Below are 23,210 nucleotides of genomic sequence, written 5' to 3' on the forward strand. Positions count from 1 at the left end.
GGCGCCCTGACAAAGGAAGAGACGATGAAAATTCTGGTTGTATGCGGACACGGCCTGGGCACCAGCCTGATGATGGAGATGAGCATCAAGAGCATCCTCAAGGAGCTGGCCGTGACGGCCGAGGTGGATCACAGGGATCTCGCCTCCGCCGGCAGTGAAACCGCCGAGATGTTCGTGGCCACCCGCGACATCGCCGAGCAGCTCATCAGCATGGGGGTCAACGGCCGGCTGGTGTCCCTGGACAACATGGTCGACAAGGCCGCCATGAAAGAGAAGCTCTCCATCGCCCTGCGCGAACTGGGCGCACTCTAAGGATCCACCATGCGGCCTGCGGGCCGCCTCTTCCATCTGATTGGAGCTGACCATGGAATTTTTCAATTTTCTGATGTTTGACGTGCTGTCGGAGCCCGCCGTGCTGGTCGGCCTGATCGCGCTCATCGGCCTGATAGCCCAGAAAAAACCCGTGACCGAGTGCATCAAAGGCACGGTCAAGACCATCATGGGTTTCGTCATTCTGGGGGCTGGTGCCACCCTGGTGGTGAACTCGCTGGGTGACTTCGCCGTCATCTTCCAGCACGCCTTCGGCATCAAGGGGGTGGTTCCCAACAATGAAGCCATCGTCTCCATCGCCCAGCAGTCGTTCGGCAAGGAGATGGCGATGATCATGTTCTTCGCCATGCTGGTGAACATACTGATCGCCCGCCTCACCCCGTGGAAATTCATCTTCCTGACCGGTCACCACACCCTCTTCATGTCCATGATGGTGGCGGCTATCCTCTCCGCCGGTGGCATGAGCGGCATACCGCTGATCGCGGTCGGCAGCCTGGTGGTCGGCGTGACCATGGTGCTGTTCCCGGCCCTCGCCCACCCTTACATGAAGCAGATCACCGGCTCCGACGAGGTAGCACTGGGCCACTTCTCCACCATCTCCTACGTACTGGCCGGCTGGATCGGTGCCAAATTCGGCAACAAGGCCCACAGCAGTGAAGAGGTGCAGGTGCCCAAAAGCCTGCTGTTCCTGCGCGATACCCCGGTGGCCATCTCCTTCACCATGGGCATCATCTTCCTCATCACCTCCGCCTTCGCTGGCCCCGAGTTCGTCACCAGCGTCGCCAAAGGCAAGCACTGGTTCATGTTCTCCCTGATGCAATCCATCACCTTCGCAGCTGGCGTCTACGTCATCCTGCAAGGGGTGCGGATGGTGATCGCCGAGATAGTGCCGGCCTTCAAGGGGATCTCCGACAAACTGGTACCGAATGCCAAACCGGCGCTCGACTGCCCCATCGTCTTCCCCTACGCCCCCAATGCGGTGCTGATCGGCTTCCTGTCTAGCTTCACCGCCGGTCTGGCAGGCATGGTGCTGCTCTATCTGCTGGGGCTGACTGTCATCATCCCGGGTGTAGTGCCGCACTTCTTCGTCGGCGCGGCGGCCGGGGTGTTCGGCAACGCTACCGGTGGCCGTCGCGGTGCCCTGCTTGGCGCCTTCGCCAACGGCCTGCTGATCACCTTCTTGCCGGTGTTCCTGCTGCCGGTGCTGGGCGATCTCGGCTTTGCCAACACCACCTTCAGCGATGCCGACTTCGGCGTGGTAGGCATACTGCTTGGGCTGATCGTTCGCTAATCCCGGCCATCGTCAAAAACAAAACGGAGCGCATCGCGCTCCGTTTTTTCGTGCCCATCCGCCCGGATTCAGTCGTTTTCCAGGCTGGCAAGGCAGTGGGACAGGGTGCGGGCCAGCGCCCCCTGATTGCGCAGCACCACGGCGTGGGCCTGTTCGCCCATCTGACGGCGCTCGCTTCCATCGGCCAGCAGCGCGCTCACCTTCTCCCCTAGCGCGGCAGCATCGTCCACCAGGGCGGCACCACCCTGAGCCACCAGCTGGCGGGTGATGTCACTGAAGTTGAAGTAGGCGGGACCGATCAGACAAGGCTTGCCCAGCGCCGCCGGCTCCAGCAGGTTGTGGCCACCCACCTTCACCAGACTGCCGCCGACAAACGCCACATCGGCCGCCGCCAGCATCAGCGGCAGCTCGCCCATGGTATCGCCGAGATAGACCTTGTCCGTCTCGTGGATCGGGGCATCGCCAGTACGGCGCACGCAGCCGTAAGGCGCGCACAATTCGGCCACCCGATCGAAACGCTCCGGATGGCGCGGCACCAGGATCAGCAAAGCCTGCGGATGGCGTTGCAGCACCCCGTCAAACGCCACCAGCACCTGCTCGTCCTCCCCCTGATGGGTGCTGGCGGCGATCCAGACCGGCCTCTCCTGTCCCAGGCGCTGGCGCAGGGCTCGGCCTCTGGCCTGCACCTCGTCCCCCAGCTGGAGGTCGAACTTGATGGAACCGGTCACCGCCAGTCGCGCGCGGTCGATGCCAAGACGGGCGAAACGGTCGGCGTCATCCTGATGCTGGCAAAGCAGATGGGTCAGCGGCCGGCTGAGGGCGTCGAACGCCGCCTGGAAGCGGGAATAACGCCGGCAAGAGCGCTCAGAGAGACGGGCATTGATGATAGTCACCGGCAGGTGGCGCGTCTCACAGGCGGCCAGCCAGTTCGGCCAGAGCTCAGTCTCCATCACCCAAAGGGCGCGCGGCTTTATGCGCTTGAGGAAGGCGGCCACCGCCCAGGGGTAGTCGAGCGGCGCGTAGCGATGCACCACCAAATCGCCGAGTCTGGCCGCCTGTTCGGAGCCGGTGCGGGTGGTCGTGGTAAGCAGGATAGGCAAGTCCGGCCGCTCGGCCTTGAGGGCACGAATGAGCGGCGTGATGGCCAGCGTCTCCCCCACGCTCACCGCATGGATCCAGAGCGGCGCATCCTGTCCGGTGGCGGGCAGTCGCCCGAGATGCTCGGCCCAGCGCTTGCCAAAGCCGGGCTTGCCCTTCTTCGGCTTGTAGAGCGCCAGTAGCACCAGCGGTAACCCCAAGTGGATCAGCAGGTTGTAGAGCAGCCGAGAGAGCATGCTATTGCGGCTCCGAGCGCTTGCCCGGGTCGGAAACGAAGTGCGGTGGCTCGCCCACTTGCAACACTATCGGTTGAGCCGGCGACTCACCGCACTCCAGCCGCCTACCCGCCTTTATCACCTGTTCCGGCATCAGCTCGATCAGGCACTTGAGGTGGCCGAACTTGCAGGTGCGCTTGAAGCAGGGGCGACACGCTATGTCGGTGTGGACTATCTCGACCCTGTCGGCCAACGGCGGCGTGTAGAGCGGCGAAGTGGAGCCATAAACCCCGATCAGCGGCCGGTTGAGGGCGGCGGCGATGTGCATCAGGCCTGAGTCGTTGGCGATGACCCGGCTGGCCAGCGCCATCAGGTCGATCGCCTCATACAGGCTGGTCTTGCCCGCCAGCACGTGGCAGTTGGGGCGCGACAAGGGATTGATCCGGTCGCGAATGGTGTTGGCTACGGGCACATCCTTGCCGGAGCCGAAGATCCACACCTGCCAGCCCTCATCCAGGTGCTTCTGCGCTACCACGGCGTAGTGCCCTTCCGGCCAGCGCTTGGCCGGACCGAACTCGGCCCCGGGACAGAGCACCAGCACGGGACGGGCGCGATCCAGACCGAGCCGGTCCAGCGCCTTGCCCTGATTGATGAGGTCAACATTGAGCGAGGGGCGGGGAATGGCGGGAATATCAGCCCGGCTCTTCATCTGCGCCTTGGGATAGGCCAGCGCCAGATAGGCTTCCACCATCAGCGGGAAGGCTGACTTGTTGCTGCGCAGGTCGTTGAGCAGGCCGAAGCGGTGCTCCCCTTTCCAGCCGGTGCGTACCGGGATCCTGGCGAACCAGGGGATCAGCGCCGACTTCATGGAGTTAGGCTGGATGATGGCCTGATCGTACTTCTCGGCCGCCAGCTGCTTGCCGAGGCGACGGCGCGCCAGCAACTTGAAGTCACCGTGGCCAAGGGGCATGGTGATCGCCTTGTCCACCTCCGGCATCCGCTCCAGCAGGGTGACGCACCAGGCGGGCGCCATCACATGCAACTCGCTGTCAGGGTGATTGGCCTTGATCGCCTTGTAGAGGCTCTGGGACATCACCATGTCGCCGACCCAGGAGGGGCCGATCACCAATATCTTCATCTCACGCGTCTCTTGGGGCCAAGCCCTGCGGTTAATCATTACTGGCCGAGATTATGCCCGAAGAATGGCCCGAGAAATAACAGAAGATCCCCGTATCACACGCGCTCACGCCAAAAAAGAGTCTGTTTGAAGACTACACACAGCGGGTGCCGGAACCATGCTCCGCCTGCCGTTTTAGGCTAGAATGGGCGCCAATTCGAGCATGGCCCGCCCGCCGGGCGCCAACAAGAGCCCTTAATCCGTGAAAAAACCGACCCTGGCGGCCGTCCTGATCGTCAAGAATGAAGCCGAAAACCTGAGAGCCTGCCTCGCCTCCCTCGATGGCCTGGTGGACGAGATCGTCATCATGGACTCAGGCAGTCAGGACGAAACCCCTGCCATCGCCGCCGAATTTGGCGCCCGCTTCTTCGTCAACCCGGTATGGCCGGGCTTCGGTCGCCAGCGCCGGCTCGCCCAATCCCATGTCCAGTCAGAGTGGGTGCTGTGGCTGGATGCCGACGAGCGACTCACCCCTGAGCTGAAAGCGGCCATCGCCACCGTCATGGCCAACCCGGCCAGCGATACCATCTACTCGATCCCGCGCCTCTCCTGGGTGTTTGGCCGTTTCATCCGCCACAGCGGCTGGTATCCGGATCGGGTGCTGCGCCTCTACCCCAAGACACTGACCAGCTACAACGAGGTGCTGGTGCACGAAAAGGTGGAGGTGCGTGCCAACATGAAGATCGTCAATCTCCATGGTGACCTGCTCCACTTCACCTATCGGGATCTGGAGCACTATCTGGTGAAGTCCGCCAGCTATGCCAGAGCCTGGGCCGATCAACGCACCGCCCGTGGCAAGAAGGGCTCCCTCAGCCAGGGACTGGTGCATGCGCTGGGCTGCTTCCTCAAGATGTACCTGCTCAAAGCAGGCTTCCTGGATGGCAAGCAGGGACTCTTGCTGGCCATACTGTCGGCCCACTCCACCTTCGTGAAGTACGCCGACCTCTGGATCCGCCAGCAGCCGCAGGCGCCGGATAAGCCCCCCCGATAATCCCGACTGTCGAGCCAACGCTCATGATCAGACAGGGCCCCTCGGGGCCCTGTCTGCATCTGTCAGCGCTCTGTCCGCCAGAAGGGCGGTGCCCAACGAGCGATCGCCGTCGCCATTGTCTTGGGATCGAGCTGGCTCATGTCTTGCGGATGATCGCTGTCTTCCGGCGGGCTGAACGCCAGGTGGCGCCCCTCACTGTTGAGCGGGCGCCAGCGCAGCGGGGTGGCCGAGCGGTGCGCCGGGAAGAACCCTACAGTGGGCACATCCAGCGCCGCCGCTATATGCAACGGCCCCGTGCTGCCCGCCACGAACAGGGCGGCATTGGCCATCACCTGGCAGAACGTGGGCAGCCCCTCGTCAGAGCGGTAGATCCAGCCGTTGCCGCCGTGGGCCAGCAGCTCGGCTGCCAGCTGTTCGGCGACCCTCTCCTCCCCCGGCCCCGCCGTCAGTATGCACTGTAACTCGGGGCAGGCCTGATTGAGCTTGATGATGAGGCGGGCGTACTGCTCGATGGAGAGGTTGTTGGCCGAGCCGCCGCTGCCGGCATGCACCATCAGCCAGGGGCGGCTGGCATCCAGCTTCAAGCGGATGGCGACCTGCTCGCGCACCTGCTGCAGGCGCTGGGGATCGACACAGAGGTAAGGGCCCTGCGGCTCTACCACGCTCACCTGCTGGTCGGCGAGGAAGCGGCGCACCAGATCCAGGTTGTATTCGTACTCCGGTTTCTGGGAGCGGGAGCGACGCTGGATCAGCCGCTGGTTGTAGAGCACCTGGGCCAGCTTGGTGGCAGGAGCCAACCGGTAAGGGATGTGCGCCTTCCACACCAGCATGGCATTACGGGAGTTGGAGAAGAGGCAGATGGAGGCATCAAAGGCGGCCGCCTTGATGCGCGCCTGCAAGGCACGTTGCTGTTCCTTGTCGGCCCGTGAGCCCGGATCCAGAATGATCTCGTCGATCCAGGGACAGAGGCGGGCCAACGGCGCCGTGTAGGCAGGAACCAGGGCAGTCACATGACAATCCATGGAACGCTTGAGCATGGCAAAACTCGGCCATGCCAGCATGAAGTCACCAATCTTGTCGTTGCGTACTACCAGAATACGTTTCATAAAAAATCCCTTTGCTCCCTGTCACCAATGCAAGGAGGCTTGATGCGCGGTGCGGGTATTCTTGCCTGATGCAGGGCTATTCTCAAGCGAAGACGCCTGGCGACACCGATTTGAACGACCAAACTTAGCGCCTCGCCCCGGCATTCACCCCATCCGGTCGCGACAAAACGCCAACAGACCCTATAATGCGACCAAATTTCCAGGTTGCAGGAATCAACAGCATGACCAACAAGGTAATTTATCCCGGCACCTTCGACCCCATCACCAATGGCCACACCGACCTCATTGGCCGGGCCGCCAAACTGTTTGATAACGTGGTGGTCGGCGTTGCCAACAGCCCGAGCAAGCGCCCGCTGTTCGATCTGGCAGAACGTGTCCTGCTTGCCCAGCAAGTGACCGCCCACCTGCCCAACGTCAAGGTGGTTGGCTTCTCCGGCCTGCTGGTGGACTTCGCCAGGGAGCAGCAGGCCAACGTGCTGATCCGTGGCCTGCGCGCCGTCTCCGACTTCGAGTACGAATTCCAGCTGGCCAACATGAACCGCCGTCTGATGCCAGAACTGGAGAGCGTCTTCCTCACCCCGGCGGAGGAGAACTCCTTCATCTCCTCAACCCTGGTGAAGGAGGTCGCCCTGCATGGTGGCGATATCCGCCAGTTCGTCGACCCGATCGTCGCCAAGGCGATTGCCGCCAAGCAAGGCAAGTGATCAAAAAAATCAGGCTGCCCGAAGGTAGCCTGTTTCTTGAGGAGCGCATGCATCCCGCCAGCCTTTGCAGGCATTGACCATCAGCATGCCTGGCGAGCCAGCATCTGCTGGCAGGAGAGCGCCAGCGTGTCAAGCCACTCGTAGCGACGCCGGTACATGGCCCGCTTCTTGGAAGCGACCTCCTCCAGCGGTTTGCGCTGGGCAGGCTGCAACCGCACGAAGTTATCATCCAGATCCACGGCGCCAAACTCCTGCCAAAGCTCGTCATAATCCGCCTGCAGACAGGCTTTCTTCTTCTTGCTGTAGCGCCTGGCCTGGTAGATGTGCGCCTTCATCCGCACCGCCGAGATATGCTCGGCCCCCATCGCCTCGGCCAGCAGCATTACCAGCATCACCACCAGCGACTTGGGCCTCAGGCCCTGGCCCTCCTTGGTCAGCGCCCGCACCTTGTCCTGCGCCTGATCGACGCAGGGCTCGGGCCCCTGCACAGAACCGATCACCAGGGCCAGCTTGTTGGGGGTACCCGCCAGCGAGAAGGCGCAGCTGTAGAGGCGCTTGCCCTGTCGATCGACGATGGAGAGCGCCAGCTCGGCCTCGCGCCGGAAAGTGCCATCGTGACGCAGCACTATGCGGCACTCGCTCTCGGGATAGTGACCAAGCGCTATGCCTTCCCCCAGATAGAGCGGATCGATCAGCGCCGGATAATGGGCCAGCAGCAGCCGGTAGTGGTTTTCCAGCATCTCGGCCCGTTCGGTCGCAGTAGAGTTGGCAAAACGGTAGGGCCGCATCGGCTTGTCGAGCAGCTCGGGATAGTGGGCAGGCAGAGCCTTGAGGGGTTCGGCCTGAAACAGCTCGAATACCCGGCTCAGCTGCTGCCGATAGAGCAGGCTGCGCAGCACGAACTTGGCGCGATTGAAGGTCTTGCGGGCGCTGTCATCGGGATAGAGGAAGCGGGCCATTTTTTGGGCACAATAGTGCCCATGCCGGGATAAATGATCCCAGTCTATTGATTTAGCTGTCATTTTATTTTCTCAAACTGCCTGAACGGTCGAGATACTAGTGACGGATGCGCATATCTTCAACAGACTGGAAATACTCTCTTACAACTTGGCCGTTTCAGGCCAAAATAACGGTCATTCAGCGCTGGCAGTGGGAGCAAAACACCGTGGTTCTCTGCCCCAGCCGGATTTCACTGAGCAGAGTGTGACAATGAAAACAGGGCTGACCACCCCGCCCATAGACCTGCAACTGCTGCACGAAATAGCCCGGCTTGCCATCAGCGCTGGTGAAATCCTTGAGGGTGGTGCCGCCCTGCTTGATGGCCTCGGCCAGCACCCGCTTGATCTCGCCCACCAGGGTCGCCAGTCGCTCGGCACTTATGTTGCCCGCCGCCCGCTTGGGATGAATACCAGCGGCATAGAGCGCCTCGTTGGCGTAGATGTTGCCAACCCCGACCACCACATGATTATCCATCAGGAAGGTCTTGATGGCGGTGCTGCGACCCTGGGCGCGCCCCTGCAGATAGTCGGCGCTGAAGGCCTGGGTCAGCGGTTCCGGCCCCAGCTTGGCCAGCAGGGCGTGTGCCTCAGCAGGTTCACGGGTCCACAGCAGGGCCCCGAAGCGGCGCGGATCATTGAGCCGCAGCAGCTTGCCGTTAGCGAGCTCTATGTCCACGTGATCGTGTTTCTCGGCCGGGGTGCCGATATCCAGCACCCGCAGACTGCCCGACATACCCAGGTGCAGGATGGCGGTGCCAAAGTCGGTCTCCAGCAGCAGGTACTTGGCTCGGCGGCCGACCCTGTGGATGGTGAGATCCACCAGCTCCTGGATTTCGCCCGGCACCGGCCAGCGCAACCGACCATCCCGCACCACGACACGAGTGACCTTGATGCCGGTGAGCCAGGGAGAGATGCCCTGGCGGCTGACTTCGACTTCCGGTAATTCAGGCATAGGGTCCTCTCGCTCGAAAATGGATTAGGGGGTGGGACGCAACAAGCTGCGGTACTGCTCCTGACTCAGGCTGAGCCAGGTCGATGGAGGCAGCAGAGCGGCAAACTGGCCACTGTCCTGATAGAGCCCCACTTCTATCGGATCGCTCTGACCGGCGATCCATATCTTGAGGGTGACCGGCGCACCCCGCACTGCACCACCCGGTGGCAATAGCCACCCCTGCCAGTCTTCGATGTGAGCGGCCAGCTGGGCACTGCTAAGCCCCAGATCCGGCCCGCTGCGCCAGCCCTGACCGATGCGCTCGATCTGCCAGCTAGGTCCCTGCCAGGTGAGCACAACGGCGCTGTCCGGCAGCAGGGGACGGGCACGCTGTGCGCTGTTCTCCTGCTGGGCTATCTCCAGCTGGTGCAGCAGGGTGATCACCGCCAGTACGGCCACTATGATCACGTTATTCCAGCCTTTGCGGCTCAATCTGAACATGGCAAGCCTCCCTTCGAACCGGCAGTGTACTGAATTCCAGCCATAAAAAAACCCGGCACAAGGCCGGGTTTTTGAGACAAAACCAAGAGATTACTTGATTTTGCCTTCTTTGTAGATCACATGCTGACGAACAACGGGATCAAACTTTTTGATCTCCATTTTTTCGGGCATGGTGCGCTTGTTCTTGGTAGTGGTATAGAAGTGACCAGTACCGGCGCTGGAGTTCAGACGAATTTTCTCGCGAATACCTTTAGCCATGATCTAATTCCTTATACCTTAACACCGCTGGCGCGCAGTTCAGCCAGAACCACTTCAACGCCACGCTTGTCGATGATACGCATGCCTTTTGCGGATACGCGCAGACTTACGAAGCGTTTTTCACCCTCAACCCAAAAACGGTGAGTGTGCAGGTTCGGCAGGAAACGACGCTTGGTAGCGTTGTTAGCGTGCGAACGGTTGTTACCAACTGCCGGGCGCTTGCCGGTTACTTGGCATACTCTAGACATGTCAGTCTCTCCAAATCTTACTTCATTGCTCGAGCAAATATCTGCCCCGCTGGCCTTCGATTGCGGGGCAAACAGAAGGCGGCATTTTATACAGCATCCGTGATCAAAGATCAACTAATACAGTGCCAGAGCCAGTTACAACCAACCACGCTCTGCAAAAGAAACCGTGATGCCATCACCGATCACCAAGTGATCCAGCACTCTGATATCGATCAGGGCCAAGGCGGCCAAGATCCGATCCGTGATCTGGCGGTCGGCCCGACTGGGCTCGGCCACGCCGGACGGGTGATTATGCGCCAGAATCACGGCGGCTGCATTATGTTTGAGCGCGATCTGCACGATTTCTCTGGGCCAGACGCTCGCCGAGTCGAGGGTTCCGTAAAAAAGTTCAACGAATTGAATCACTCTGTGCTGGTTGTCCAGCAGCAACAAGGCGAACACCTCTCGCGGCCGATCCCGCAGCTGGGCCTGCAGATAGTCCCGGGTCAGCTGGGGCGAGGTGAGCGCATCGCCCCGTTGCAGCTGTTCGGCCAGATGACGCTTGCCCATCTCCAGCACCGCCTGCAGCTGGGCATATTTGGCAGGGCCCAGGCCATGCGCCTCGCAAAATGCCCGCTGATCCGCCCCCAGCAAGCTGCGCAAAGAGCCGAATTGATTCAAAAGCTTGCGCGAGAGATCCACCGCGCTCAGTCCGTTTACGCCGGTGCGCAGAAAGATGGCCAGCAACTCGGCATCGGACAAGGTGCCGGGCCCCTGGCGCAACAGCTTCTCTCGGGGTCGTTCATCTTCCGGCCACTCCTTGATGCTCATTTGTCTCTCCCTCATCCCTGTTGAGAAAAAACATAGCAAAAAATTGCACGCCCCCGACCACAAGTCCCTCATGTCAGCCTCTGTCGTCATCCCTTGCCTGTGGTATCTTAGCCGACCAGTCAGAGTGAGCCGGAAGAGAAGCAGCAGATGAGATTGGCCGATAAACGCATCCTGTTGGGTGTCAGTGGCGGGATCGCCGCCTACAAGAGTGCCGAACTGGTACGCCGCCTGAAAGATCAGGGAGCCGAGGTAAGGGTGGTGATGACCCGCTCCGCCAAGGAGTTCATCACGCCGCTGACCCTGCAAGCCGTCTCCGGCCATCCGGTGGCAGACAGCCTGCTGGATCCTGCCGCCGAAGCGGGCATGGGCCATATCGAGCTGGCCAAGTGGGCGGATTTGGTACTGATCGCCCCGGCCAGCGCCAACCTGATGGCCCGCATGGCCGCTGGCATGGCTGACGAGCTGCTGACCACCCTCTGTCTGGCGACACCGGCACCGGTGGCACTGGCCCCCGCCATGAACCAGCAGATGTATCTTAACGCTGCCACTCAGGCCAACCTCAAGACCCTGGCCAGCCGCGGTATCCTGCTGTGGGGGCCAGATTCTGGCAGCCAGGCCTGTGGCGACGTGGGCCCGGGCCGGATGCTGGATCCCTTGGAGCTGGTGGAGCGCTGCTGCCAGCAACTGGCCGCCGAGCCCCTGCTGGCGGGCGTCAGGCTGCTGCTCACCGCAGGACCAACCCGCGAGGCACTGGATCCGGTGCGCTACATCAGCAACCACAGTTCCGGCAAGATGGGCTACGCCATCGCCCGCGCTGCCCGTGAGGCGGGCGCCGAGGTGACGCTGGTGAGCGGCCCGGTCGCCCTGCCGACACCGAGCGGAGTAGCGCGAGTCGATGTGGAAAGCGCCGAGCAGATGCATCAGGCGGTGATGAACCGCGTGGCCAGCTGTGATCTCTTCATTGGGTGCGCCGCCGTGGCCGACTATCGCCCCGAGCAGGTCGCCGACCAGAAGATCAAGAAGACCGGCGACAACGACCAGATGGTGCTGAACCTGGTCAAGAATCCAGACATCATCGCCGCCGTAGGAGCACTGTCAGAAAAGCCCTTCACCGTCGGATTTGCCGCCGAAACCGTGGATGTGGAACAATACGCCCTCGATAAACTGCAGCGTAAGCGGCTGGACATGATCGCCGCCAACGACGTGTCCCGCGCGGGCCAAGGCTTCAATGCCGATGACAATGCCCTGACCGTCTTCTGGCAAGGGGGGCAAGCCCCTTTGCCGCTGGCCGATAAGCTGACGCTGGCCCGTCACCTCATCGCCCTGATTGCACGCCACTACCGAGGCTAACATCCGGCAGGCGAACGATTCACGACGACACAGACCGCACTGAACATGCTGGGTCTCCACACAAGAACTCATTGAAAAACGAACTATCCATGACAACACAAATTGAATTGAAGATTCTGGATGCCCGCATCGGCACCGAGTACCCGCTGCCTGCCTATGCCACACCGGGCTCTGCCGGTATGGACCTGCGCGCCCTGCTGGATGCGCCCATCACCCTGGCACCGGGCGATACCACACTGGTACCGACCGGTCTGGCCATCCACATTCAGGATCCGGCTCTGTGTGCCACCATTTTGCCCCGCTCCGGCCTCGGCCATAAGCACGGCATAGTGCTGGGCAACCTGGTGGGCCTCATCGATTCCGATTACCAGGGCCAGCTGATGGTCTCGGTCTGGAACCGTGGCAACGATAGCTTCACCATGCAACCCGGCGAGCGCATCGCCCAGCTGGTGATCATGCCGGTGGTTCAGGCCAGCTTCCAACTGGTCGATGAGTTCAATCAGAGTGAACGGGGTGAAGGCGGTTTTGGTTCTTCTGGTCGCCAATAACAGACCACACCGGCCCTTTGGCCTGTGCCTGATAATAGAATCAAGCCATTGTTTTTTTTAGGGGAATCCATGGCAAGCAGTAATCAGAAACAGAGTCGGCGCGATCAGATCCTGCAAGCACTCGCCCATATGCTGGAAACCAGCCCTGGCCAGCGTATCACCACGGCACGTCTGGCGGCCGAGGTGGGTGTCTCTGAGGCAGCCCTCTATCGACATTTTCCCAGCAAGGCGCGGATGTTCGAGGGGCTGATCGACTTTATCGAGGATTCCCTGCTGTCACGGGTCAACCTGATCATGGCCGAAGAGAAGGACACTATGGCCCGTTGCCATCATATCCTTCAGCTGCTGCTGGTGTTCGCCGAGCGCAACCCCGGCATCACCCGTATTCTCAACGGCGATGCCCTGCTTGGCGAACATGACCGGCTGCGGGATCGCATCAGCATTTTGTTCGACAAGCTGGAGACCCAGATCAAGCAGGTATTGCGGGAAAAGCGGCTGCGGGAAGGTCAGGGCTTCCAGCTCGACGAGACCATGCTGGCCAATCTGCTACTGGCCTATACCGAGGGACGCATCAGCCAGTTTGTCCGCTCCGAGTTCAAACTCAAGCCCACTGCAGGCTTCGAGGATCAGTGGCTGTTCATCCGCAGCCAGTTATTGCAAAGCTGATCCAGACAGGTTGGTGCAAACAGGGAGGCCTTGGCCTCCCTTGTTTTTTGTGGCAAAAAAGAGGGGTGAGCACCAGATGCGACCCGGATTGTCGCATTCCAGTGTTAGATTCATGCGTTATAAACCTTTACTGCCTGACAGGACATCCTATGGAACCCGAAATCATTACCGAAGCGCATACCTGGCTGGTCAATAACCAGGACCGGCTGATCGATTATGCCGTCAACATGGCGGCCGCCCTGGTCACCCTGCTGGTCGGTTACATCGCCGCCAACATCATCAGCAGCGCAGTGGTCAAGATGATGCAGGCCCGCAAGCTGGACACCACCATCACCCATTTCGTCGGCAGCATACTCAAGTACACCATACTGGTGTTCGTGGTGATCGCTGCTTTGGGTCGGGTCGGGGTACAGACCGCCTCCTTCATTGCCATCATAGGTGCCGCCGGTCTGGCCATCGGTCTGGCGCTGCAAGGCTCGCTCTCCAACTTCGCCGCCGGTTTCCTGCTGATCATCTTCCGCCCCATCAAGGCGGGCGAGTTCATCGAAGTGGCGGGCACTGCGGGCGTAGTGCAGTCGGTACAGCTGTTCACCACCACCCTCACCTCGGGTGACAACAAGATGGTAGTGGTACCCAACGCCGCCATCCTGAACGGCACCATAGTCAACTACTCCCGCATGGACACCCGTCGCATCGACATGACCTTCGGCATCGGCTACGGCTCGGATCTGCGCAAGGCCAAGCAGATCCTCGAGCGCCTGGTGCATGAAGAGCCGCGCATCCTGAAAGATCCTGCCGCCACCATAGCCGTCGCAGCCCTGGCCGACTCCTCGGTCAATATCGTGGTGCGTCCCTGGGTGAAAACCGCCGATTACTGGGGTGTCTGGTTCGACTTTCACGAGAAGGTGAAGCTGACTTTCGACGCCGAGGGTGTCGAGATCCCCTTCCCGCAGATGGTCATGCACATGCAAAAACCCCAGGCCTGAAGCAGGCCCATAAACAACCATGCCAGCCTTAGCGCTGGCATGGTTGTTTATGGGCCTCATGTGCACGGCGCAGGCATAAAAAATCCGGCCACCCGGGCCGGATCTTGCGCCGTTGTCACCATGGCCAGCACGCCCATCCATAGGGCAGGCAGTTCCCTCAGACCAGTCGACGAGCGACCCGGTTAAGCAACGGCTGCACCAGCACATAACCCCCCAGTACGGCACCCATCACGGCCAGCACCCTTATCTCCAGGGTTGGCGCCGCACTGGTCAGCACCATGGTCAACAGGCCGATGAAGCCAGTGGCAAGCAGGCTCAGGGCAAACAGGCATAACAGGTGTTTCATATCGATCTCCTTATTCCAGACTGTGGCCATCCCTGGGAGATCTAATCCATTCGGCTCCTATACTAGCCAAGGCCCACCCCCGACAATTTGCGCTTGCTCATAAAATGAGCCAAAAGGCGGCGATCAAATACCCCTTTAGCTGTAACACTCACTTGCCAGGCAGCAAGCTGCGGCCAACCATCGATGAAAGCCCTTTCAACCCGTACAAGCCGGGTGAAGTATGAGCAAACTCAAGATCCCCTGGTCATGAGTGACTCATAATCGCAGCGTTTTGGTTGTAAACTCCTTCGATGGCAGACAATTGGTAAAGCTCTGTTACACGGGCCGCACGCCGTGCTCGGTATAATGTTCGAATAATAAGGTTTGGCGGGAGCCTTGCCTGCAAGGTTCAAACACAACTAGGAAGATCGGTAATCCTATGAAAAACATCAATCCAACCCAGACCCAGGCCTGGCAGGCGCTGGAAGCCCATTTTTCAGCTAACAAAGAGACTCGACTCAAGGATCTGTTCGCGCAGGACCCGAAGCGCTTCGACAAGTTCTCCCTCACCTTTGGCGGCGATATCCTGGTTGACTACTCAAAAAACCTGATCACTGAGGAAACCCTCAAATTACTGGTTGATCTGGCCAAAGAGACCGATCTTCGCAGCGCGATCGATGCCATGTTCAATGGCGACAAGATCAACATGACCGAGGGCCGCTCCGTACTGCACGTGGCCCTGCGCAACCGATCCGACCGCCCCATCGAGTGCGACGGCAAGGATGTGATGCCGGAAGTGAACGCCGTACTGGCCAAGATGAAGGGCTTCTGCGAGAAGGTAATCGGAGGCGAGTGGAAAGGCTACACCGGCAAGGCGATCCAGCACGTGGTCAACATCGGTATCGGTGGCTCTGATCTGGGCCCGGTGATGATCACCGAGGCGCTGCGCCCCTATAAAAACCACCTGCAGATGCACTTCGTCTCCAACGTCGATGGCACCCATATCGCCGAGACGCTCAAAGAGATTGATCCGGAAACCACCCTGTTCCTGGTGGCCTCCAAGACTTTCACCACTCAGGAGACCATGACCAACGCCCTGACCGCCCGCGACTGGTTCATCAAGATCGCCGGTGACAAGGCCCACGTTGCCAAGCACTTCGCTGCGCTCTCTACCAATGGCAAGGCCGTGGCCGAGTTCGGCATCGACACCAACAACATGTTCGAGTTCTGGGACTGGGTTGGCGGCCGTTACTCCTCCTGGTCTGCCATCGGTATGCCCATCGCCCTCTCCGTCGGTTTCGAGCACTTCGAAGCCCTGCTGCAAGGCGCCTTCGAGATGGATATGCACTTTGCCACTGCCTCCTATGAGCAGAACGTGCCGGTGCTGCTGGCGCTGATTGGCCTGTGGTACAACAACTTCCATGGTGCCGAGTCCGAAGCCATTCTGCCGTACGATCAGTACATGCACCGCTTCCCTGCCTACTTCCAGCAGGGCAACATGGAGTCCAACGGCAAGTACGTGGATCGCAACGGCAAGCCGGTTGACTACCAGACTGGCCCCATCATCTGGGGTGAGCCGGGCACCAACGGCCAGCACGCCTTCTACCAGCTGATCCATCAGGGCACCAAGCTGATCCCCTGTGACTTCCTGGCGCCAGCCATCAGCCACAACCCGATCGGTGACCACCACCCGAAACTGCTGGCCAACTTCTTCGCCCAGACCGAGGCGCTGGCCTTCGGCAAGAGCAAAGAACAGGTCGAAGCCGAGTTCCTGGCTGCTGGCAAGACTCTGGAGCAGGTCAAGGATCTGGTGCCGTTCAAGGTGTTCGAAGGCAACCGCCCGACTAACTCCATCCTGTTCAAGAGCCTGACCCCGAAAACCCTGGGTGCCCTGATCGCCATGTACGAGCACAAGATCTTCGTACAGGGCGCAATCTGGAACATCTTCAGCTTCGATCAGTGGGGCGTGGAGCTGGGCAAACAGCTGGCCAACAAGATCCTGCCGGAGCTCAACACCGCCGAGGCTGTCACCAGCCACGACGGCTCCACCAACGGTCTGATCAACACCTGGAAAGCGTGGAAAGCCTGATTTATCCCACCTTTCTGAATGCAAAAGCCCCGCTCGATGAGCGGGGCTTTTTTATGTCGGGTCGGGCTGATTTTTCTGGCTGGCCGGTCGGGTGTCCAGTCCGACCGGCGACGGGGATCGTCATCCCCGCCCCTTCATCACCCTGCCCGATGCAGGCTTAACCGCCGACGGCGATACGCTTCATGTCCTTCATGTAACCACGCAGTATCTGACCGATTTTTTCGATCGGATGGTTGCGGGTCGCCTCGTTGGCCGCCAGCAGCGCCAGGTTATCAACGCTCTGCCCTTCCGCCTTGCTGGCACCCAGATCGCCCGCTTTCAGGGTCGGCATGAAGTGCTCACGCAGCAACGGTACAGCGGCGTTGGCGAACAGGTAGTTACCGTACTCGGCGGTATCGGAGATGACCACGTTCATCTCGTACAGACGCTTGCGAGCAACTGTGTTGGCGATCAGCGGCAGCTCGTGCAGGGATTCGTAGTAGGCAGACTCCTCGTAGATACCGGAAGCCACCATGGTTTCGAACGCCAGCTCGACACCCGCCTTGACCATGGCCACCATCACCACGCCATTGTCGAAATACTCCTGCTCGGCAATCTTGCCAGCGAACGCCGGGGCATTTTCGAAGGCAGACTTGCCGGTCTCTTCACGCCAGGTAAACAGTTTGACGTCATCTTCGGCCCAGTCGGCCATCATGCCGCGAGAGAACTCACCGGCGATGATGTCGTCCATGTGCTTCTCGAACAGCGGGCGCATCAGGGTGCGCAGTTGCTCGGAAAGCTCGAAGGCACGCAGCTTGGCGGGGTTGGAGAGGCGGTCCATCATCAGGCTGATGCCACCCTGCTTCAGGGCTTCGGTGATGGTCTCCCAGCCGAACTGGATCAGCTTGCCGGCATAAGCCTTGTCGGTCCCTTCGGCAACCAGCTTGTCGTAGCAGAGCAGGGAACCGGCCTGCAGCATGCCGCAGAGGATGGTCTGCTCGCCCATCAGGTCAGATTTCACTTCCGCCACGAAGGAGGATTCCAGCACCCCGGCACGGTCGCCGCCAGTGGCAGAGGCCCATGCCTTGGCGATGGCCATGCCTTCACCCTTGGGATCGTTCTCCGGGTGAACGGCGATCAGGGTCGGCACACCGAAGCCACGCTTGTACTCTTCACGCACTTCGGTACCCGGGCACTTGGGCGCCACCATCACGACTGTGATGTCGGCGCGGATCTGCTGACCCTCTTCCACCACATTGAAGCCGTGGGAGTAGCCCAGCGCGGCGCCCTGCTTCATCAGCGGCATCACGGTTTTCACTACATCGGAGTGCTGCTTGTCCGGGGTCAGGTTCAATACCAGATCGGCGGTCGGGATCAGCTCTTCATAAGTGCCGACCGCGAAGCCGTTGTCGGTGGCTTTCTGCCAGGATGCGCGCTTCTCGGTGATGGCGGCCTTGCGCAGGGCGTAGGAGATATCCAGCCCGGAGTCACGCATGTTCAGACCCTGGTTCAGCCCCTGGGCACCACAGCCCACAATCACCACCTTCTTGCCCTTCAGCACCTCGCAACCGTCGGCGAATTCCGCCCGCTGCATGAAACGACACTTGCCCAGTTGGGCCAACTGCTGACGCAGGTTCAAGGTGTTGAAATAGTTAGCCATGGTGATTGCTCCGTTCGATTGATTCCATGCCGGGTAGCGGCGTTGTCTGAACCACTATAGCGCGGGACACTTATTGCCTGAACTGATATATTCGAAACAGTATGTTGCAAGAATTGAAAGATGATTTTTGGTAATATCACGCAGTGTCATCCCAAGTCAGCAAGCGCGCCGCAGCAGGAATTGAAAAATGGACCTTCGCAATCTCGAGCTGTTTCTCCACCTCGCCGACTCCCTTCACTTCGGCAAAAGCGCCGATGCCATGGCGGTCAGCCCCTCCACCCTGAGCCGTGCCATCCAGCGACTGGAGCAGGAGACTGGCTGCGTGCTGTTCGAACGGGACAACCGTTCGGTACGACTCACCTCGGCGGGCGAGAAGCTGCGTGAGTTTGGCGGTGGCCTGTTGCAGGAGTGGCGTCAGCTCAAGCAGGAGCTCAAACGCAGCGACGAACCGCTGCAAGGGCGGCTGCGGGTGTTCTGCTCGGTCACCGCAAGCTACTTTCTGCTGCCCGAGGTACTGGAGCGTTTTCGTCGCCGCTATCCCCAGCTGGAGATCAAGCTGGAGACTGGCGACCCGGCGCTGGCAGTGGACAGGATCCTGGCCGACGAAGCCGATCTCGCCATCGCCGCGCGGCCCGATGCGCTCTCCGCCAAGCTGGAATTTGCTAGCCTGCAACAGGTACCGCTGGTGTTCATCGCTCCACGCAACCCGCCTCAACCCAACCAGTGGTTCTTGCAGGGAGAGCCCGACTGGGAGCGGCTGCCGCTGATCCTCTCCGAGCAGGGTCTGGCGCGAAAGCGATGTGACCAGTGGTTTCGCAACAAGGGCATCGCCCCCAACATCTATGCCGAGGTGGCGGGCAACGAGGGGATAGTCGCCATGGTGGCGCTCGGTTTTGGCGTCGGGCTGGTGCCTGCTGCCGTGATCGATCACAGCCCCATGGGGGAGAAAGTGCGCATAGTCGAGCCCAGACCGGCGCTCAAGCCGTTCGATGTCGGCATCGCCGTACTCAAGAAGCGGCTGGAAGAGCCGCTGATCCGCGCCTTCTGGGATACCGCGCGCGGCCAGGGGTCACTGCGCTGACAAGCTAACCACGTCGGCCATCATGGCACGGCAGCTGGCGGGAAGATCCGGGTTATCCAGCTTCAGCCGACGAATAGTACTGCCAACCCCCTCCCCAACAAAATGCTCGAGGACACCCGATTGGCGCACCCGCTGCAACCCGAGCTCAATGCGTTGTGCCAGCTCGGGATATTTGGGCAAGATAAAAAACAGCAGCGCCAGCGGATAACGAAACACCAGATGAGACTCGATGTTCAAATCCGGATGCGGCTTGTGCTCCGATGAAGTCGCGCACGCGGCTTGCGCAGCATGTTGAACAAAGCCTCCTACAAACTGCCGACTACAATCCTGGGATCGTTCGTCTTGAGCAGGCAGGTAGCGGCGCTGACCTATGGTGAGCCCGGGGTAATGCCAGTCAGTCAAGGGGTGAACCCTGGCAAAACGCCCCTCATCCCCTTGCCGGATGAGGATGACCCCGCAGCAGGTTCCGGGCCCGACAGCCAGAGCACTCCCCCGCAGATGTATGAGCTGCTTCGTGTCAAATCTGACAATGGTCATAACGAGACGCTGGTCACAGGCTAGAATCTACGTTCAACCTGAATGGAAGGAGCCTCGCCATGATGCGTCATCTGATCGAAATCAACAGCTCACAGCTGTTTGAAGAGTACCTGCAGAGCATGGGTGTACCGCAGACCTCGCTGGATCAAGAGCAGGACATCTATCTGCAGGAACGCCATATGGCGGCGGTGCGTCAGATCCAGGGCAAGATGAAGTTTTATCTGCGAGCCAGTGCCCTCACCAAACAGTGATCCGCAACCGGTCACAGAACAGGCAGTCAAAGCGTATTACACTGGCACCATCCGCCACCCACGGGAGTGCCCATGAAACCAAGCGGCCTGGATCGGCTCTTCAAACCCCAGTCAATCGCCGTCATCGGTGCCTCAACCGACCCGCAGAAGGCGGGTCATGTGGTCATCAGACACCTGCTCGCGGGCCAGTTTAAGGGCCCCATACTGCCGGTCAGCCCGCACAGCAAGGCCATCGCCGGCGTACTGGCCTATCCCGATATCAGCAGCCTGCCGCTCTCCCCCGATCTCGCCATCATATGTACCAAACGCGAACGGGTACTGCCACTCATCGAAGAGTTGGGCAAGAAAGGCGCCGGAGCGGCCATCATACTGGCTGCCGACTTCTCCATGCAGGAGAGAACACAGCTTCAACAGCTAAGCCGCCAATACGACATTCGCTTGCTCGGCCCCAACAGCATGGGCATGCTGTTGCCGGGTCAGGGCATCAACGCAAGCTTTTCCCCCATCGCAGCCAAACCTGGCCAGGTTGCGTTTCTCTCCCAGTCAGCCGCCGTCAGCACCACCATTCTGGACTGGGCCAAGCAACATGAGCTGGGTTTCTCCGCCTTTATCTCCCTCGGCGATCACTGTGACATCGACTTCGGCCAACTGCTGGATCAGCTCTCCCGCGATGGAACCACTCGCGCCGTCCTGCTCTACATGGACAAGCTGCACGACGCCCGCCACTTCCTCTCGGCAGCGCGGGCGGCCTCACGCAACAAACCCATTCTGGTACTCAAGAGCGGTCGCCACGATCCGGCCAATGGCCTCGACAACGTCTACGATGCAGCCATTCGGCGTGCAGGCATGCTGCGGGTGCGAGATACCCACGAGCTGTTTGCCGCAGTCGAAACCTTGAGCCACTCCCTGACCCTCAAGGGGGAAAGACTGGCCATCATTTCCAATGGCCGCGGGCTGGCCAACATGGCGGTCGACGTGCTGCTGGAGCGGGGCGGCAAACTGGCCATGCCGCCACGGGACATCGGCAGTGATGCCGATATTGCCGCCTATCAGCAGGCGCTGGAGACCCTGCTGCAAGGGGATAACGCCGACGCCATCCTGCTCATTCACGCCCCCTCCCTCACAGCGCGCGGGGCCGCGCTGGCCCGCAGCCTGATCGACTACGTCAAACAACATCCCAGGGCCAGGCGCTTCAATATACTGACCAACTGGGCAGGAGAATACTCGGCGCAAGAGGGGCGTCGTCTGTTCAGCGAGGCTGGATTTCCGACCTATCGTACCCCGGAAAGCGCAGTCGCCGCCTTCATGCACATGGTGGAATACCGCCGCAACCAGAAGCAGCTGATGGAAACGCCCGCCTCCCTGCAGGGCGACAAGCTCAACGTCGAGCTATGTCAGCAGTTGATCCGCCAAGCGCTGGAGCGCAAGCAGCTCACGCTTGATACCCACCTTGTTCACCCCATACTGCAAGCCGCCGGGCTCTCTACTCTGCCGACCTGGATCGTCTCCGATGCCATCGAGGCCACCCTGACCGCAGAGCAGATCGGCTATCCCGTCGCGGTCAAACTGCGCTCACCGGATATTACCCACAAGTCTGCAGTGCACGGCGTCATGCTGAACCTGCGCACCTCGGCCGAAGTCGCCCAGGCAGCGGATGCCATTCTCGACAGGGTGAGGCAACACGACCCGGGGGCACGTATCGAAGGGTTGCTGGTACAACGGATGGCGCGCCGCAGCGGCGGTCTGGAGCTGAGGATCCGCCTGCAACAGGATCCTGTCTTCGGCCCCGTCATCCTGCTCGGCGAATCGGGGGCCGAGCCGCAAGAGATGGTGGCCGCACTCCCGCCATTGAACCAAGCGCTGGCACGCTACCAGATCATAGGTGCCCTCAAGAGTCGCAAGATCCGCGAGCAAGCTACACCCGAAAAACTCGATATCGATGCACTGGGTCAAGTGCTGTGCCAGCTGTCAGAGCTGCTGCTGGCCTTCCCCGAGATCCAGGAGCTGGACCTGCATCCGTTGCAGGCATGTGGGGCCGAGATGGTCATTCTGGATGCCAGCCTGACGCTGATGCCTGTGGTGCAGGGACGTAATACGCTAGCCATACGCCCCTATCCCACCGAACTGGAAGAAGGAGCCTGGCTCAAGGATCAGAGTCATGTGCTGCTGCGCCCGATCCGGCCGGAGGATGAACCCGCACATAAGCAGTTTGTGCTCAAGGTGTCTGATGAAGACAGGTACAAGCGCTTCTTTGCCGATGTGGGTGAACTGGGTCACGAAGAGCTGGCCCGCATGACCCAGATCGATTACGACCGGGAAATGGCCTTCGTGGCCATCGGACAGGACGGGGCCTTCAGTCAGCAGATCCTCGGGGTGGTAAGGGCTATCTCCAACCCGGATCAATCCGATGCAGAGTTTGCCATTCTGGTACGTTCCGACCTGAAAGGACTTGGGCTCGGCAAGCTGATGATGGAGAAGATAGTACGCTACGCCAAAGAGCGGGGCATTGGTCAGCTATCCGGCATGACCATGCCCAGCAATCGCGGCATGATCAATCTGGCCAAGCGTCTTGGCTTCAAGATCGATATCCAGCTGGAAGATGGGGTGGCCAATATGGAGCTACCCTGTGCCAGTCAGGGTCAATGAAGAAGGGAATAAGCTATTTTATAGCTTATAAATGACTGATTTTAGGCAATAAAAAAGCCCGCTCATCTGAGCGGGCTTTCAATGTTGGGTGCCTGGCAGTGTCCTACTCTCGCATGGCGAATGCCACACTACCATCGGCGCTACCGCGTTTCACTTCTGAGTTCGGCATGGGATCAGGTGGTTCCACGGCGCTATGGCCGCCAGGCAAATTCTTAATCCAGAAAGCTGACGTGAGTAATGATGTTGCGCTTGGCTTATCACTATCACTGAATTAGTTAGTAGTTCGTTCATTCGCTACAAGGCCAGAAACACTTCTTGGGTGTTGTATGGTTAAGCCTCACGGGTAATTAGTATGGGTTAGCTCAACACATCACTGCGCTTACACACCCCACCTATCAACGTTGTGGTCTCCAACGGCCCTTTAGGACCCTCAA

At 60.2% G+C, this 23,210-nt stretch carries 23 protein-coding genes, 2 rRNA genes and 1 pseudogene; 12 read left to right on the forward strand and 14 right to left on the reverse strand.

From position 1 onward, the window contains the following. Nucleotides 1-24 precede the first annotated feature (24 nt). Together GWQ22_RS11710 and GWQ22_RS11715 are read left to right on the forward strand one after the other, a co-directional pair. Nucleotides 25-312 (forward strand): PTS sugar transporter subunit IIB, encoded by a 288-nt coding sequence (locus GWQ22_RS11710; protein WP_005321257.1) that lies wholly within the window; start codon nt 25-27, stop codon nt 310-312. Between the two features lie 52 nt (nt 313-364). Continuing rightward, nucleotides 365-1,621, forward strand: coding sequence for a PTS ascorbate transporter subunit IIC (locus GWQ22_RS11715; RefSeq protein ID WP_042034807.1), 1,257 nt, complete (start codon nt 365-367; stop codon nt 1,619-1,621). Between the two features lie 68 nt (nt 1,622-1,689). On the opposite strand, the gene waaA is transcribed toward GWQ22_RS11715, so the two are convergent. Continuing rightward, nucleotides 1,690-2,955 (reverse strand): lipid IV(A) 3-deoxy-D-manno-octulosonic acid transferase, encoded by a 1,266-nt coding sequence (gene waaA / locus GWQ22_RS11720; RefSeq protein ID WP_275930412.1) that lies wholly within the window; start codon nt 2,953-2,955, stop codon nt 1,690-1,692. A gap of 1 nt (nt 2,956) precedes the next feature. Then, nucleotides 2,957-4,072, reverse strand: a complete 1,116-nt coding sequence (gene waaF / locus GWQ22_RS11725) for a lipopolysaccharide heptosyltransferase II (RefSeq protein ID WP_275930413.1) — start codon at nt 4,070-4,072, stop codon at nt 2,957-2,959. 241 nt (nt 4,073-4,313) lie between these two features. Between waaF and GWQ22_RS11730 the strand changes: the two genes are divergently transcribed. Continuing rightward, nucleotides 4,314-5,102: a glycosyltransferase family 2 protein gene (locus GWQ22_RS11730; RefSeq protein ID WP_275930414.1), complete on the forward strand. Its 789-nt coding sequence runs from the start codon at nt 4,314-4,316 to the stop codon at nt 5,100-5,102. A 62-nt stretch (nt 5,103-5,164) separates the two neighbouring features. Here the strand turns inward: GWQ22_RS11730 and GWQ22_RS11735 are convergent, their stop codons facing one another. Continuing rightward, nucleotides 5,165-6,208 carry a glycosyltransferase family 9 protein gene (locus tag GWQ22_RS11735; RefSeq protein ID WP_275930415.1) on the reverse strand — a complete coding sequence of 348 codons (1,044 nt, stop codon included), beginning with the start codon at nt 6,206-6,208 and terminating at the stop codon, nt 5,165-5,167. Nucleotides 6,209-6,429: 221 nt separating this feature from the next. On the opposite strand from GWQ22_RS11735, the gene coaD reads away from it, so the two are divergent. After that, a complete protein-coding gene (gene coaD, locus GWQ22_RS11740; RefSeq protein ID WP_042034801.1) occupies nt 6,430-6,912 on the forward strand; it encodes a pantetheine-phosphate adenylyltransferase in 483 nt (160 codons plus the stop codon). 80 nt (nt 6,913-6,992) lie between these two features. Here the strand turns inward: coaD and GWQ22_RS11745 are convergent, their stop codons facing one another. The 6 genes from GWQ22_RS11745 to radC form a co-directional block, all read right to left on the reverse strand. After that, nucleotides 6,993-7,871, reverse strand: a complete 879-nt coding sequence (locus GWQ22_RS11745) for a VirK/YbjX family protein (protein WP_275930416.1) — start codon at nt 7,869-7,871, stop codon at nt 6,993-6,995. Between the two features lie 178 nt (nt 7,872-8,049). Further along, complete coding sequence (gene mutM / locus GWQ22_RS11750; RefSeq protein ID WP_212514440.1) at nt 8,050-8,862, reverse strand: bifunctional DNA-formamidopyrimidine glycosylase/DNA-(apurinic or apyrimidinic site) lyase; 813 nt, start codon at nt 8,860-8,862, stop codon at nt 8,050-8,052. A 24-nt stretch (nt 8,863-8,886) separates the two neighbouring features. Further along, nucleotides 8,887-9,342: a hypothetical protein gene (locus GWQ22_RS11755; RefSeq protein WP_212514441.1), complete on the reverse strand. Its 456-nt coding sequence runs from the start codon at nt 9,340-9,342 to the stop codon at nt 8,887-8,889. A gap of 90 nt (nt 9,343-9,432) precedes the next feature. Further along, nucleotides 9,433-9,600 (reverse strand): 50S ribosomal protein L33, encoded by a 168-nt coding sequence (gene rpmG / locus GWQ22_RS11760; protein WP_005307500.1) that lies wholly within the window; start codon nt 9,598-9,600, stop codon nt 9,433-9,435. Nucleotides 9,601-9,611: 11 nt separating this feature from the next. Continuing rightward, complete coding sequence (gene rpmB, locus GWQ22_RS11765; RefSeq protein ID WP_005321271.1) at nt 9,612-9,848, reverse strand: 50S ribosomal protein L28; 237 nt, start codon at nt 9,846-9,848, stop codon at nt 9,612-9,614. 135 nt (nt 9,849-9,983) lie between these two features. Continuing rightward, nucleotides 9,984-10,658: a DNA repair protein RadC gene (gene radC, locus GWQ22_RS11770; RefSeq protein ID WP_042034797.1), complete on the reverse strand. Its 675-nt coding sequence runs from the start codon at nt 10,656-10,658 to the stop codon at nt 9,984-9,986. Nucleotides 10,659-10,805: 147 nt separating this feature from the next. Here radC and coaBC point away from each other — a divergent pair, with 147 nt between their 5' ends. The 4 genes from coaBC to GWQ22_RS11790 all read left to right on the forward strand — a co-directional run bounded on the left by coaBC (nt 10,806) and on the right by GWQ22_RS11790 (nt 14,208). After that, the gene (gene coaBC, locus GWQ22_RS11775) at nt 10,806-12,008 is read left to right on the forward strand and encodes a bifunctional phosphopantothenoylcysteine decarboxylase/phosphopantothenate--cysteine ligase CoaBC (RefSeq protein WP_212514442.1); all 1,203 of its coding nucleotides are present in this window, start codon (nt 10,806-10,808) and stop codon (nt 12,006-12,008) included. 89 nt (nt 12,009-12,097) lie between these two features. Then, the gene (gene dut / locus GWQ22_RS11780) at nt 12,098-12,556 is read left to right on the forward strand and encodes a dUTP diphosphatase (RefSeq protein WP_042034795.1); all 459 of its coding nucleotides are present in this window, start codon (nt 12,098-12,100) and stop codon (nt 12,554-12,556) included. 69 nt (nt 12,557-12,625) lie between these two features. Next, on the forward strand, nt 12,626-13,222 hold the full coding sequence (gene slmA, locus GWQ22_RS11785) for a nucleoid occlusion factor SlmA (RefSeq protein ID WP_005321293.1): 597 nt from the start codon (nt 12,626-12,628) through the stop codon (nt 13,220-13,222). A 149-nt stretch (nt 13,223-13,371) separates the two neighbouring features. Further along, nucleotides 13,372-14,208 carry a mechanosensitive ion channel domain-containing protein gene (locus GWQ22_RS11790; protein WP_042034793.1) on the forward strand — a complete coding sequence of 279 codons (837 nt, stop codon included), beginning with the start codon at nt 13,372-13,374 and terminating at the stop codon, nt 14,206-14,208. Between the two features lie 157 nt (nt 14,209-14,365). Here the strand turns inward: GWQ22_RS11790 and GWQ22_RS11795 are convergent, their stop codons facing one another. Next, nucleotides 14,366-14,554 (reverse strand): hypothetical protein, encoded by a 189-nt coding sequence (locus tag GWQ22_RS11795; protein ID WP_042034792.1) that lies wholly within the window; start codon nt 14,552-14,554, stop codon nt 14,366-14,368. A 418-nt stretch (nt 14,555-14,972) separates the two neighbouring features. Between GWQ22_RS11795 and pgi the strand changes: the two genes are divergently transcribed. Further along, complete coding sequence (gene pgi / locus GWQ22_RS11800; RefSeq protein ID WP_042034791.1) at nt 14,973-16,622, forward strand: glucose-6-phosphate isomerase; 1,650 nt, start codon at nt 14,973-14,975, stop codon at nt 16,620-16,622. Nucleotides 16,623-16,779: 157 nt separating this feature from the next. Here pgi and ilvC read toward each other — a convergent pair whose 3' ends face one another. Beyond that, complete coding sequence (gene ilvC, locus GWQ22_RS11805) at nt 16,780-18,261, reverse strand: ketol-acid reductoisomerase (protein ID WP_275930417.1); 1,482 nt, start codon at nt 18,259-18,261, stop codon at nt 16,780-16,782. 187 nt (nt 18,262-18,448) lie between these two features. Here ilvC and ilvY point away from each other — a divergent pair, with 187 nt between their 5' ends. Continuing rightward, the gene (gene ilvY, locus GWQ22_RS11810; RefSeq protein ID WP_042034789.1) at nt 18,449-19,342 is read left to right on the forward strand and encodes an HTH-type transcriptional activator IlvY; all 894 of its coding nucleotides are present in this window, start codon (nt 18,449-18,451) and stop codon (nt 19,340-19,342) included. Here ilvY and GWQ22_RS11815 read toward each other — a convergent pair. Beyond that, nucleotides 19,331-19,789: pseudogene (locus GWQ22_RS11815) on the reverse strand (hypothetical protein); the annotation flags it as partial. The gene ilvY and the pseudogene GWQ22_RS11815 overlap by 12 nt on opposite strands. 149 nt (nt 19,790-19,938) lie before the next feature. Here GWQ22_RS11815 and GWQ22_RS11820 point away from each other — a divergent pair. Both GWQ22_RS11820 and GWQ22_RS11825 read left to right on the forward strand, forming a co-directional pair. After that, complete coding sequence (locus GWQ22_RS11820; RefSeq protein ID WP_042034788.1) at nt 19,939-20,130, forward strand: hypothetical protein; 192 nt, start codon at nt 19,939-19,941, stop codon at nt 20,128-20,130. Nucleotides 20,131-20,202: 72 nt separating this feature from the next. Further along, nucleotides 20,203-22,776, forward strand: a complete 2,574-nt coding sequence (locus GWQ22_RS11825; RefSeq protein WP_275930418.1) for a bifunctional acetate--CoA ligase family protein/GNAT family N-acetyltransferase — start codon at nt 20,203-20,205, stop codon at nt 22,774-22,776. A 90-nt stretch (nt 22,777-22,866) separates the two neighbouring features. On the opposite strand, the gene rrf is transcribed toward GWQ22_RS11825, so the two are convergent. Both rrf and GWQ22_RS11835 read right to left on the reverse strand, forming a co-directional pair. Then, nucleotides 22,867-22,981, reverse strand: a 5S ribosomal RNA gene (gene rrf, locus GWQ22_RS11830). 121 nt (nt 22,982-23,102) lie between these two features. After that, nucleotides 23,103-23,210 (reverse strand): 23S ribosomal RNA (locus tag GWQ22_RS11835); the annotation flags it as partial.

This window comes from Aeromonas sp. 1HA1, assembly GCF_029237385.1.
In the GTDB taxonomy this organism is placed as follows: Bacteria; Pseudomonadota; Gammaproteobacteria; order Enterobacterales; family Aeromonadaceae; genus Aeromonas; species Aeromonas popoffii.